This is a genomic window from Rhodococcus sp. D-46 (assembly GCF_011290655.1).
Taxonomy (GTDB): Bacteria; Actinomycetota; Actinomycetes; order Mycobacteriales; family Mycobacteriaceae; genus Rhodococcus_F; species Rhodococcus_F qingshengii.
Map to the genome: position 1 here is coordinate 117,105 of NZ_JAANTF010000004.1, position 12,999 is coordinate 130,103.

Genomic DNA, 12,999 nt, shown 5'->3' on the forward strand with positions numbered 1-12,999 from the left:
TCAGGCGAGAATACGTGCCTTCTGGGTCTCGAACTCGGCCTCGGTCAATACTCCCGCATTCTTGAGTTCGCCCAGCTTGGTGAGCTGTTCGAGCTTCAAGTCCATCGATGCTGCCGGAGCTGCCTGCGGTGGCAGGGGTGGTAGATCGGGAATCGGCGGCACCGGCTGGGCCTGCGCTGCGCGAGCCTGATCTTCGGCGGCCCAACGGGTCCGCTGACGGCGCTGAACATTGCCGTGAATGGAGCTTGCGACGGCTACCCGGCCGGCTCGCCTCAAGAAACTCATGCGTCCTTCTCCGTATTGCCTGGTGCGGTGTTGTCGAGTGCGGTGGCAAGTTCGTCCAAGCTCAGGTGACCTTCGGTGACAATCTTTGCGCCGCTGCGTGTCCACGCGTCGATCACCGGCAGTATGGCCAGTTCCTCGTAAACGAGCACGGCGGCAACACTACCGGTGGCCAACTCGTCACCAACGGCGGCGATGTCGCCGGCGTCGAGCAGTCCGGAGGCTGCGCCGTCGAACTGCGCCAGATCGAAATCTGCGAGTTCGAAGGTCGATGCCGGTACGACGGCCACTGATCCATCGGCGGCTTTGGTGACGAACTCGAGGTCGAGGATGCGGATCACGCCGGAGTCGACGAGAGTGAGCAGCTGCTCGAATCCTGCGGAGGTCGGTGCACCGCCGGGAAACTCGACGGCAACGTATTCGATCGGACCGAATTGGTCTTGGTTGGACATCGGTTACTTCTTGCCCTTCGTGGGTTGCGGTTCTTCCAGAGCAGGTACTTCGTCGGGCATGCGGCCGGCCGGAATGATGGCGAGCAGGGAGAGTCCGGCGAGGACGAGTAGCGAGGTTCGCAGGGCGCGCAAGCGCGCTTCGGTGTTGATCCGGATGGCTTCGTCGATCTGTGCTTGTGTCGCCGAGGTGTTTTCGAGCGTCACGACGAGTTGATCGTTGGGGACGAAGTTGACCTGGTCGAGATTGATCCCGGACTCGACCTTGAGTGATGCCGGGATGGTGGGGTTGTCGATCAGCTGCGAGCTGACGAGGGAACCGAGGATTCCGACGGCGAAGACGCTGGCCACCGCGATGCCGACGCTGCCGGACATGTTGTGTACCAGTCCCCGCCAGGCACCGACGTCGCCGGCCAGTTCCTTGGGAGCTGCGGTGAGGAGGGTGTTGAACACCAGCGCAACGATGGCGCCCTGCCCGAGGCCGAGGGTGATCAGTCCGATGACGACAAAGATCTGATGCCAGTCGCCACGAATGGTGAAGGCCAACAAGATGAGTCCAGCGGCAACGACGACGAACCCGGCTCGTGCGATCAGACGCGGGGAGTACGTCTTGTACAGACGCGCGACGACGGTGCTCGCGATGAAGATCGAAAGTGTGTACGGGATGATCGAGAACGACGTCTGCAAGCTGCTGCGGCCCTGGATGATCTGCATGTACAGCGGAATGAGGAAGTTGGCCGCGGTTCCCACGAACATCATCGTCGCCATGCAAATCGTGGTGGCGCGCTCGGCGCCGGTCTTGAGGACGTCGAGGTTGAAGAGCTGAGGCTTGTTTTGCGCCTTGCGGCTTCGCGTCCACTGGAAGAATCCCTGCGCGCAGATGGTGCCGAGGACGATCAGGATGGCCGCGGGTGAAACACCGATGACCGAGAACGGCGCAGCGTCGGTGGCCAGGATGACGCCCCACGAGTTCAGGCCGCTGAAACCGAAGCTGAGCAGGATGACGGCAACGGCAGCAATGGCGGCGCCGGCCCAGTCGATGGTGATGTCCTTCTGCGGGGGAACAGGTTTGACCCGGAAGCTCAGGATCAGGTTGACCACCGCGAGAGCCACGACGAGGGCGAACGAGTATCGCCACCCGATCGTCGTCGCGAAGGAACCGGCGATGAGCAGCGCCAGCACACCGGCCGCCGGGATTGCTGCTGCCAGGTAACCGATGGCCTTTGCCTGCTGATCGCCACTGAAGTTCGTGGCGATGAAGACCGTCAACGCAGGAGCGATGAGGGCGATCACGGCGCCGGATGCAGCTTGGGCCACGAACAGCATTGCCGGGCTCTGACTCAGGGCGACCGCGGCCATTGCGAGGCCGTGAATCGCGACGGCAATCTGGAAGACCAGACGCGTTCCGTAACGGGCGCCGATCTTGGCCCCCAACAGAATGAAGGCAGCCATGGCGAAGGTGCCCGCGGTGATCGCGGTGCCGACACTTGTTGCGGGCGTGTCGAGATCGGTGGTGATGCCGGCCATCGAGACGGTCAGGGCGTTGACGGCGAACGACGCCTGAATCTGGGTGAGGACCACCACGATGAGTGGTAGCCAGGAGGCGGTGCTCACGGCGGCCGTTGTGGCGGCCGCGCCAGGCTTTACGGACATGATGGGTCACGCCTTCCTCGACACTGCGTGTACTCGCGACGTGCCCGGATCAGCCACGCACGGCTACATTAGCCGGAATTGTGCTGAATGGTCGCCTGCAAGTGGTTGGTTTCTTCGCGGTAGACCACCATCTCCCGGTGCAAGGCGCGCCGGAAGCGCGGTTGCTCGGCCAGCAGTACCGCCAGCACGGTCAGCAACAGCCACGTCGCGGCCGCGCTCGCGAGGAGCAGCAGGACCGGAATCCACGGACCGCCCATCTGCTCGAGCAGCGTCGTCTTTGCCCAGACGCGCCAGTAGAGCATCAGATTGACGATCAGTCCGACACCGTACGAGATGACGAAGGACAGCAGGAACTGCTTCCACGTGCCGTCGTGGCGCCGCGCCGTCATCGGTTCTGCCCGCAGCGGCAAGCTCACCGACATCACGTTCGCGACCCCCAACCAGAGCAGGATCATGGTCAGCACCTGGCCGCACGCCTTCACCAGGTCGGCACTGCTTCCGGAGCGCCACGCGAGGACGGCGCTGAGCAGGAACCCGGCGCTGCCGACGAGGAGCAGCATCACCGCGTTTTTCGCGACGAGCACGTGCCAGAGCCTCGTTCCACCGGACAACGCAGCGCGCACGCGGCCGGCGTCGAAGCTGAGCGCATTGGTGCACACGACGCTTCCGACCACACCCGAGAGTGCGTACAGCGCAAGATAAGGCAGTCGATCTTCCTTGGCGTCCCACTGGAAGAGGCGAATGAATGCCAGGTACGCCAAGCCCATTCCGAGGCTCAGCCCCAGCCGAAATGCGATCGACCGAGGCTTACCACTCACCACGTGCCGTGCTTCCTCACGGATCCGGGAGCCGAGATCCTGCACGTGCCGGACGACGGGGTTGCCCGAGTTCAGCGGGACGTAACCGCGGATCGCGGCGGCGACGGTATCGGTGTCACCGGCATCGAGCGCGGCGACGCGTGCTTCGAGAACCGCAAGGTGGGCGGCGCGCAAGGCTATCCGTGCGGTGGTCACCGCGGCGACGGCGTCGGCCTCGGCCTGCGCGGCGGTGCCGATGCCGGCGTCGGCGGGCAGTGGCGGCTGCAACGTCGTGATCAGTTCGAGTTGACGCGCCATGTGCGGCGACGGTGACAACCCGCTGTACGACGGTCGGCTCAGCGCTGATCGTTCGTCGTCGAGCGAATCACGGACGGCCGCGGCAGCCTTGCGGACGGCTGCCGGGTTGTGCCAGCGCACCGACCGGGCGTCACGCTCGGCGGCGACGGCCCGGGAGGCAACCTCGGTCAGATCCTCGACCGCTGTCAATGTCTGCTCCACTCGGTTTAGGTTGGTTTCATGACCACCAACTCGGAAAAGGAAGATCTCCAGCGGTACCTGCAGGCAGCACGTGATGCGCTCGTCTGGAAGCTCGACGGGCTGTCGGAGTATGACATTCGGCGCCCGATGACCCGGACAGGGACCAACTTGTTGGGTCTGGTCAAACACATGATCGGCGTCGAGCTCGGGTATTTCGGTCCTACGTTCGGCCGTCGGGTTCCCGATCTCCCCGCGTGGTTGCGTTCGGAGGAACTCAACGTCGACATGTGGGCCCGCGCCGACGAGTCCACTGCCGACATCGTCGAAACCTATCGCCGCACCTGGGCTTTCGCCGACGCCACGATCGAGGAGCACGATCTGGACGCCCCCGGCTTCGTGAAGCACTGGCCGGAGGATCGTCGCGACGTCACACTGCACCGGATACTCGTTCACGTTGTCACCGAGATCCATCGGCACGCCGGCCACGCGGACATCGTGCGGGAGCTGATCGACGGCGCCGCTGGGATGAAGGCGGGCGACAACAATCTGGCTCCCGGCGATGAGGCGTGGTGGGCCGAGTACACCGACCGTCTGGAGACGGCGGCACGCGAGGCCCACCACGCCTGAACTACTCGAATACCGCTGCTGCGCCGATCACCACGACAACGATCACGAAGTTGATCAGTAGCAGTGGCCAGACGAAGCGCAGGAACTTGTCGTAGCCGACCTTCGCCATGGCCAACCCGCCGACAACGACGACGTTGGTCGGGGCAACCATCAGCATCAGGCCGTGGCCCATCTGGAAGGCGGTGATGACGAGTGCTCGGCTGACTCCGGCAAAGTCGCCCAGCGGTGCGAGCAGCGGCATCGCCAGGGTGGCGTGACCGGAACTGGACGGGATCAGGAACGCCAGCGGGATGTTGACGAGCATCACCAGGATCGCGAAGACCCCCGCCGAAGCGCCGCTGACCAATTGCTCCATCGCGTTGAGGATGGTGTCGAGGGTTTCGGTGTTGGTCATGATCACCGAGACGCCGCGAGCGAGCAGGATGACGATCGCCGGTCCGACCATGTCGCCGGCTCCACGCGTGATCAGGGAGACGATCTTCTTCTCACCCATCTTCGCGACTATGCCGACGAGAACGGCGGCGAGGATGAACAGCATCGCCAATTGCGGGAACCACCAGTTCAACTCGAACCAGTAGGGCTCGGTTGCCGTGACGTGGTACGCGTCGTACTCGGCCGGACCGGTGGTGGCGCCGAAGATGCTCGACCACGGGATGACGGAGAAGATCATCAGTCCGAAGGTGAGTCCGGTGATGAGCAGTACCAGCTTCTGAGTTCCGGTGAGCTTGCCGTCGATGTCCACCGGCTCGGCCGGCTCTTCGTCTTCGTCGTCCGCGATGTCGAAACCGACAAGCGACTTGGACGGATCCTTCTTCACCTTTGCGGCGTAGCGGAGAACGAATACCACTGCCACAGCGGTCAATATGATCCACAGGATCACGCGCAGCACGATGCCGTCACCGATGGAGACGCCTGCCTCACCGGAGGCGACGCCGATCGAGAACGGATTGACGGTCGACGCCATGTTTCCGACCAGAGCGCCGAGGATGATCATGGTGGCCGCGACCATGCGGTCGTAGCCCAGTGCCGTCATCAGCGGTATGAGCAGGGCGTAGAAGCCGAACGTCTCGACCGAGAAGCCCATTGTCGAACCGAGCAGTGAGAACAGCACCATGATGACGGTGATGAGCAACCAGCCCTTGTCGCTGAGCTTGGTAGCCAGCTGGGAGACAGCGGTTTCGAGACTGCGGGTGGCAAAGCTGACCGAGATGAACGCACCGAGCGCCATGATGAAGAGGACTACGCCGACGGAACCGAAGAGCCGTCCGATGTTGTCGGTGTCGACGAACCCGGTGATCGAATCCTGTACGCCGTAGAGGCCGTTGACGGGGGAGAGGATCAGTTGCTGGATTCGTTCCCAGAACGACAGCGGAGACGTGACGGTTTCGAAGCTGCCGGGAACGGGTGAGCCGTCCACGTCGACGCCGAAGCGTCCGGCCGGAATGAACAGTGCCGCAATCCATACCAGGACGGTGACGATCGCGAGCATCGTGACCGCGCCGGGGAACTCGAATTTCTTCTTGGCCGGAGTAGGTGCGGACCCCGTGTCGGTTTCGGTGCTCATTTCTTCCCCTCGAAGGTGTCGGCGTACTCCTGGAAGAACAGTGCTTTGGCGACGACGGCCTTCTCGAGCTCGTCGAGCAGGACGCGTTCGTTGGGGCCGTGGATGTTCGCGTAACCGTCGGTGGCGCCGAACAACAGCTTCTCGGCGGTGGGCACTGCTGTATCCAAGGCCATCACGAGGGGGATCGAGCCGCCGCCTGCCATCAGCCCGGCCGGCTCACCCCACGACTGCGATAGTGCAGACAATGCCGCGTCGAAGGCCGGTCCACCTTCGGCTGCCGCAAACCCGTCGCCGGTTTCTCCCGCGGTGACGGTCAGTTGCAAACCGAAGGGGCGCAGGGCTTCCAGGTGCCGGACCAGAGCAGCCTGCGCCTCGGTGGCAGGTTGGCGCGGGTGTACGCGCAGATTGATCACGGCGCGGGCCGTGCTTGCGACGGCGTTGACCGCACCGTCCACAGGGGGAGCGTCGATTCCCGTCACGGTGATGGCCGGGCCCGACCAGATGCGTTCGCCGATGCCGCCGGTTCCGAGCAGCGGAAGCCCGTCACGGATCTCGGCGAGGGTGCGGAACTCGTCCTCGGTGTATGAACTGCCGGTCCACGGTTCGCGCATGAGGCCGTCGACCGCCACGTCACCGTTGTCGTCGTGCAGCGACGCCAGTGCGCGGATGAGCGCGAGGCGGGCGTCCGGTGCGGCGCCGCCGTAGAGGCCGTTGTGCTTGTCGGCTCCGAGAGTGGTGAGTTCGACGATCACCTGGGCCGATCCGCGCAGTGCGACGGTCAGGGTCGGTGATCCGGGTCGAACGCTCCCGACGTCGGCGATGACCATTGCGTCGGCCGCAAACAATTCGGGGGCTTCCGGCGGATAGTTGTCGAAGGGGCTGCCGAATTCTTCCTGGCCTTCGATGACGAGCTTGACCGTCACTGGCGGCTTTCCGTCGAAGACGCGAAGCGCGCCGATCATGCCGATGACGTTTGCCTTCGAATCTGCCGTACCGCGGCCGTAAATCGCGCCGTCACGCTTGCTCGGTTCGAAAGGCGGTGAATCCCAGAGTTCGACGTCGTCGGCGGGAACGACGTCGTAATGCGAATACATCAATACGGTCGGGGCTCCCTCTGGACCGGGAACTGTTGCAATGATGACCGGCGCAGTTTTACCTGTTATTTCGAGTTTCTCTATCTTCGTGACTCCGGACTTCTCCAATAGAGAAACGATCAGGTCGTGAGCCTCGAACAGGGGCTCGCTGGGGAAACCTTCTGTTGCTATCGACGGAATACGAACAAGTTCGACGAGTTCCGACTCCAGTGCCGGCATCAAAGCTGCAACTGTTTCCTTGATTGTGGAATAGGAGGGCGAGGCGGATTCTTCCGGCACGGAATTGACTCCTTCTGGGAAAGGCGAAAAACATTAGAGGCAGAGTCTTACACCCGATATGCGGGGTGTGAAAGGGTGACCCGAACAAAAAGCCGAAGTGGGGCGCCGGGCTCGCGATTCTTGACATTGACGTCAACGTCAACACACACTGTGACGGTGACCACCAGTGAAACGCAGGAGCGAGCGCGGACAGCCCGCAAACTCGGCGACGGTCCACGCCGTGCCGGACTGCTCGACACCGCTGCCCTCTGCTTCGGCGAACTCGGATACGACGCCGTGACGGTCGAGACGATCACGACCAGGGCTGATGTGTCCCGGGCGACCTTCTACGCGTACTTCTCGTCGAAGGACGAGGTCTTCCGCGCCGTCGCCGAAATGATGTGCCGACGCTTCCTCGACGCTCAGCACATGGAGGGCCCGGCGGCCGAGGATCTACGCGAAGTTCTCCGAACGACCACGTCGGCGTTCATCACGGCCGTGTACACCTACGGTGACCTGCTCGCGGTGATCGAGCATCGGGCGCGGGTGGATTCCGAGGTCGAGCGCAGTTGGTCGGCGGTTCGCGAAAAGCTCGTGAGCCGCTACGTCCGGTTTGTCGAACGGATTCGACGGGTTCACGACGTAGATCCCTGTGTTTCGCCCCCGGTGCTCGTTCAGATGATCTCGGACGCACAGATGGCCGGTGGAGCACGACTGAGTAAGGCGAGTGTCGAAGAGCAGAACCAGTTCATTGCAGATATGACGACGATGTCCGAGCGGTTGATCGGGTTCGAAGAGTCGAAATAGATTTCTTTTACGAATGGAGTGATCGGTGGCAGAACAAGACGTGCTCGAAGCGGCTCTGGCGGAGATCTCTGCGCTGCAACACGCGCATTGGCCCGCCGGCATTCCCCGCGCCGTCGAGTATCCGCTCGAAGGTGGGGGACTTGTCGATTACTTGCGGCATTGGGCGATCGAGCGGCCGGATACTCCTGCCATCGTCTTCTACGGCCGGGTCATCACGTATTCCGAATACGACGAGCTTTCGGATCGTTTTGCCGGATGGCTGCTGTCACTCGGAGTCGAACGCGGCGATCGCGTCGGCGTTCACCTGGTCAATTGCCCTCAGTTCCATATCGCGATGCTCGGCATTCTCAAGGTCGGTGCGGTTCACGTGCCGATCAATCCACTCTTCCGTGAACATGAATTGATTCACGAACTCAACGATGCCGGCGTCAAGGTCCTACTGACGCAGAACACCTTCTCGAAGTTGGTGAAGAAGGTTCGCTCACAGACTCCACTCGAACACGTCGCGAAGACTGCAGTGTCGGACATGCTGACGGCGATCCCGACCGTCGAACTGCCCTTCGAGGTCGACGATCCGCGCCTGAGCGACTGGCAGTCGATCATCACCAGTGAGCGGGCGACTCCTGTCGCCACCGAACTCGATTCCCTCGCCGCCCTGAACTACACGGGCGGAACGACGGGAATGCCCAAGGGCTGTGAGCACACTCAGCGCCACATGGTTTACACCGCGGCCACCGCGACGCTTGCGGGCGGTGACCAGGTGGGTGCCAATCCGCCGGTGTCCCTGGTGTTTCTGCCGATCTTCTGGATCGCAGGTGAGGACTTCGGCATCCTGGTTCCGCTCGTCAACGGCGGAACCGTGGTCCTGCTGAATCGTTGGGATGCGGAGACCACGCTCGACGCTGTCGAGGCTTACGGCGTGACCTCGCTGGTCGGAACTGTCGACAATTACGTCGAACTGATGGACACGCCAGGATTCGCGGAGCGAAATCTCTCGACACTCCAGAACGTCATGGCAGTTTCGTTCGTTCTCAAACTCGATCCGGCCACGCGCCAGCGGTGGCGCGAGGCTACCGGCGGCGTTCTGCGCGAAGCGAGCTACGGCATGACCGAAACCCACACCGCGGACACGATCACCCTCGGCTTCCAGGACGGCGACTACGACCTGAAAAGCGAGCCGGTGTTCTGCGGAATTCCGGTGCCCGGCACCGACGTTCTGATCGTCGATCACGACGGCAGGCCGGTTCCCGTCGGCGAGCACGGGCAGATCATCGTGCGCAGCCCATCCATCCTTTCCGCGTACTACCGCAACGAGGGGGCCACCGCCGACGCCATCCGTGACGGCTGGCTGCAGACCGGTGACGTCGGAAAGTTCAGTGAGCGTGGCGGTTTGCACTATTTGGCGCGGAACAAGGAAATGATCAAGACCAACGGCATGAGTGTCTTTCCCTCCGAGGTGGAAGCGCTGCTCATGCTGCACCCGGCGATCGAAAAGGCTGCGGTGGTGCCGAAACCGGACCCGGACAAGGGGCAGGTGGCTTTTGCGTTTGTCCAACTGGTCGAGGGTTCCGACACTGTGGCCGACGAGATCGTCTCGTGGGCGAAGGAGAACATGGCCACGTACAAGGTGCCCGAAGTGGAAGTGCTCGAGGCGCTTCCGATGACAGCGACAGGAAAGGTGCGCAAGGGCGATCTGTTCGAGCGCACTCAGGGGGACAAGTGAGACTGCTGATTGCGAACCGCGGCGAAATTGCGCTGCGGATCATTCGAACTGCCCGTGAACTCGGGATCGAGACGGTGTCGGTGTACGCCGAGGACGACGCGTCCAGTCCGCACGTCGCGGCGGCCACGGAGTCGGTGCCGCTCGGAGCGTCGGGCGCATCCGCGTATCTCGATCAGGGGGCTTTGCTGAAGATCGCGGCCGAAACAGGCGCCACGCACGTGCACCCAGGTTACGGGTTCCTCAGTGAGAACGCCGAATTCGCGCAGGCGTGTACCGAGGCGGGCATCGTCTTCGTCGGCCCGGACGCCCAGGTTCTCCGGACTTTCGGCGACAAGGCCAGTGCCCGCACCGCGGCTGTCGACTCAGGAGTGCCGGTCCTGCCGTCGACATCGGCGAACGCCGACCTCGACGAGGTGCGTGAATTCTTCGAGCGCAATTCCCGCGGGATCATGATCAAGGCGCTCAGCGGCGGCGGTGGCCGCGGCATGCGCGCGGTGCGTGACCCGAAAGCACTCGACGACGCGTACCGTGTGTGTGCGGCCGAAGCCCAGTCGGGATTCGGCAGTTCGGCACTGTTCGCCGAGGTACTCAGTGAGCACGCTCGGCACATCGAAGTGCAGATCGTGGCGGCACCGGGGCAAGGTGGAACCCACGCGCTCGCTCTGGGTGACCGCGATTGCAGCGTCCAACGTCGCCATCAGAAGTTGATCGAGGTTGCGCCCGCGCAGGGGCTGTCGGGGGCCCTGCGCGATCGTCTTCACGCTGCGGCGGCGAGGCTGTGCGCCGAGGTCGGCTACCGCGGCATCGCGACGGTCGAGTTCCTCGTCGAGGAACGCGGCTTCGTCTTCCTCGAGGTCAATCCCCGAATTCAGGTGGAGCACACGGTGACCGAGGAGGTCACCGGAGTCGACCTCGTCTCCGTGCAGCTCGCGATCGCGGACGGAGTTCCGTTCGAGAACTTGGACTTGCCAACAGGGATCATCGCTGTCGAGAAGGGCTCGGAGACAGTCGGATCCGTGGCAAACGCTTCGGGAATCGCGATCCAGACCCGCGTCAACATGGAAACCATGACGCCGGACGGCAATGCGTTGCCCTCGTCGGGCACGCTCGACAACTTCACTCCTCCGGGCGGGCCCGGCGTGCGAGTGGACACCTTCGGTACGGTCGGACTCTCGCCGAGTGCGCGTTACGATTCGCTCTTGGCAAAGGTGATCACCCACACGCGTCGATCGGATTTCCCTGCCGCGGTGCGCAAGTCGATTGCCGCTTTGAGTGAGTTCGCCATCGGCGGCGTAGCGACCAACATCGAGTTCCTGCAGGCAATACTGTCGGACAAGGACTTCCGCGACGGCCTGGTCGACGTCGACTGGTTGGGTTCTCGATTGGCGGACCTCGTCCCCGACGTTGGCCCACAAACGCCCTCCTCGTCTGTGGACGTGGCACCGGACGAGGATGTGGTCCGTGCACAGATGGCGGGCATCGTCGTCGAACTCGCGGCAGTCGGTGACGGCGTCCATGCGGGTGGCCAGGTTGCCGTCCTCGAGGCGATGAAGATGCAGCATGTTCTCTCGGCGCCCGGTGATCTCGAAGTGGTCCGGGTCCTGTCGTCACCGGGGAGGTCGGTGGGTGCGGGCGAACCGTTGCTCGTCGTCCGTAGTGCAAGCGCGGGATCGAAGCTCGCCGAGGTCGACGAGGTGGACCTCGACGACGTGCGTCCCGATCTCGCGGAGATCATCGCTCGCCACGAGGTGACCCTGGACCCGGCCCGGCCCGCAGCCGTGGCGAAGCGTCACAAGCTGGGACGCCGGACTGCTCGCGAGAACGTCTACGACCTGGTCGACGACGACAGCCTGGTCGAGTACGGCGCTCTCGCGCTGGCGGCGCAGCGGAGTCGGCGAAGCGAGGAAGACCTGATCGCCAACACTCCTGCCGACGGGTTGATCGGCGGAGTGGCGACCATCAGCGGCGGCGAGAGCGTCGTGATCTCGTACGACTACTCGGTGCTCGCCGGTACCCAGGGCATGCGCAATCACGCCAAGACCGACCGCCTGCTCGAGATCGCCGATCGCAAGCGAGTTCCGGTGGTGCTGTTCGCGGAAGGTGGCGGCGGTCGCCCCGGTGACACCGACGCCGGCGCCGGGGCGGGCCTCGAGCTGGGAACCTTCCGCGCCATGGCGGCGCTGAGCGGGCGGGTGCCCATGGTCGCCGTCGTGTCCGGGCGCTGTTTCGCAGGCAACGCGGCCCTGGCCGGCGCGTGCGACGTCCTGATCGCGACACCGGACGCCAACATCGGGATGGGTGGTCCTGCCATGGTCGAGGGCGGCGGGCTCGGAAACTTTCGCCCCGAGGACATCGGCCCCATCGACGTGCAGCGCCGCAACGGCGTCGTACACCTGGTCGCTGACGACGACGCTCATGCGGTGGCGCTGGCCAAGCAGTACCTCGGCTACTTCCAGGGTGCGAGCGGAGAGTGGACCGCTCCGGATCCGCGGCTCTCGCGGCATGTGGTGCCGGAGAATCGCCTGCGCTCGTACGACGTTCGTGGAGCGATCGACGCAATCGCGGACGTCGACAGCGTCCTGGAACTGCGTCGAGACTACGGACGCGGTGTAGTAACCGCACTCGTTCGTGTCGAAGGAGTTCCGTACGGTGTGCTGGCGAACAGCAGCGAGCATCTCGGCGGCGCGATCGACGCGGAAGCCTCGGACAAGGCTTCGGATTTCCTGGAACTGCTCGAAGCGCACCGCATCCCTCTGGTGACGCTGTGCGACACACCGGGATTCATGGTGGGCCCGGATTCGGAGGAGGAGGCGACGGTTCGAAGGTTCGGCAGGTTCTTCGTTGCCGGTGCTCGCCTCACCGTGCCGTTCGGAACGATCATCCTGCGCAAGGGTTACGGGTTGGGCGCCATGGCAATGGCCGGTGGTTCCTTCCACGCCCCCGAGTTCACGGTCGCGTGGCCGACGGGCGAGATCGGGCCGATGGGTCTGGAAGGTGCTGTGCGTCTCGGTTTCCGCAAGGAACTCGAGTCCGTCGAAGATCCGGTGGCTCGGGAAACGCTGTTCGGTCAGTTCGTGGAACTGGCCTACGCACAGGGCAAGGCGCTGATGGCGGCGACCACGTTCGAACTGGACGACGTCATCGATCCGGCCGATACCCGCGGATGGATCAGACAACTCTGCAGAAACAGTTGAGATCCTGCTGATTCGAGCTGTTGCCGCACGTGGGCGGGGCAACTAGCCTTGCC

General features: G+C 63.7%; 10 protein-coding genes. 4 read left to right on the plus strand and 6 right to left on the minus strand.

Annotated features, from left to right (window positions below):
• The 4 genes from G9U53_RS11280 to G9U53_RS11295 all read right to left on the minus strand — a co-directional run bounded on the left by G9U53_RS11280 (position 1) and on the right by G9U53_RS11295 (position 3,700).
• Positions 1 to 285, minus strand: coding sequence for an SHOCT domain-containing protein (locus tag G9U53_RS11280; RefSeq protein WP_007735909.1), 285 nt, complete (start codon positions 283 to 285; stop codon positions 1 to 3).
• Positions 282 to 734 (minus strand): DUF6325 family protein, encoded by a 453-nt coding sequence (locus G9U53_RS11285; RefSeq protein ID WP_007735911.1) that lies wholly within the window; start codon positions 732 to 734, stop codon positions 282 to 284. Before G9U53_RS11285 ends, G9U53_RS11280 begins: the two co-directional genes overlap by 4 nt.
• 3 nt (positions 735 to 737) lie before the next feature.
• Entirely contained in the window at positions 738 to 2,384 is a 1,647-nt protein-coding gene (locus G9U53_RS11290; protein WP_050657053.1) for an MFS transporter, read from the minus strand.
• Positions 2,385 to 2,452: 68 nt separating this feature from the next.
• Positions 2,453 to 3,700 carry a hypothetical protein gene (locus G9U53_RS11295; protein WP_042453265.1) on the minus strand — a complete coding sequence of 416 codons (1,248 nt, stop codon included), beginning with the start codon at positions 3,698 to 3,700 and terminating at the stop codon, positions 2,453 to 2,455.
• A gap of 18 nt (positions 3,701 to 3,718) precedes the next feature.
• On the opposite strand from G9U53_RS11295, the gene G9U53_RS11300 reads away from it, so the two are divergent.
• Positions 3,719 to 4,306 (plus strand): DinB family protein, encoded by a 588-nt coding sequence (locus G9U53_RS11300; protein ID WP_003944177.1) that lies wholly within the window; start codon positions 3,719 to 3,721, stop codon positions 4,304 to 4,306.
• 1 nt (position 4,307) lies between these two features.
• On the opposite strand, the gene G9U53_RS11305 is transcribed toward G9U53_RS11300, so the two are convergent.
• Together G9U53_RS11305 and G9U53_RS11310 are read right to left on the minus strand one after the other, a co-directional pair.
• Positions 4,308 to 5,870, minus strand: a complete 1,563-nt coding sequence (locus tag G9U53_RS11305) for a TRAP transporter large permease subunit (protein WP_064688019.1) — start codon at positions 5,868 to 5,870, stop codon at positions 4,308 to 4,310.
• Entirely contained in the window at positions 5,867 to 7,243 is a 1,377-nt protein-coding gene (locus tag G9U53_RS11310; RefSeq protein ID WP_080726737.1) for a M20/M25/M40 family metallo-hydrolase, read from the minus strand. The genes G9U53_RS11305 and G9U53_RS11310 overlap by 4 nt, the downstream gene beginning before the upstream one ends.
• 150 nt (positions 7,244 to 7,393) lie before the next feature.
• Here G9U53_RS11310 and G9U53_RS11315 point away from each other — a divergent pair, with 150 nt between their 5' ends.
• From G9U53_RS11315 to G9U53_RS11325, 3 genes are read left to right on the plus strand one after another with little or no spacing between them, the layout of a single operon-like run.
• A complete protein-coding gene (locus tag G9U53_RS11315) occupies positions 7,394 to 8,029 on the plus strand; it encodes a TetR/AcrR family transcriptional regulator (protein WP_054828442.1) in 636 nt (211 codons plus the stop codon).
• Between the two features lie 25 nt (positions 8,030 to 8,054).
• Positions 8,055 to 9,752, plus strand: a complete 1,698-nt coding sequence (locus G9U53_RS11320) for an AMP-binding protein (RefSeq protein ID WP_081557176.1) — start codon at positions 8,055 to 8,057, stop codon at positions 9,750 to 9,752.
• Complete coding sequence (locus G9U53_RS11325; RefSeq protein WP_081557177.1) at positions 9,749 to 12,946, plus strand: carboxyl transferase domain-containing protein; 3,198 nt, start codon at positions 9,749 to 9,751, stop codon at positions 12,944 to 12,946. The genes G9U53_RS11320 and G9U53_RS11325 overlap by 4 nt, the downstream gene beginning before the upstream one ends.
• Positions 12,947 to 12,999: the final 53 nt, after the last annotated feature.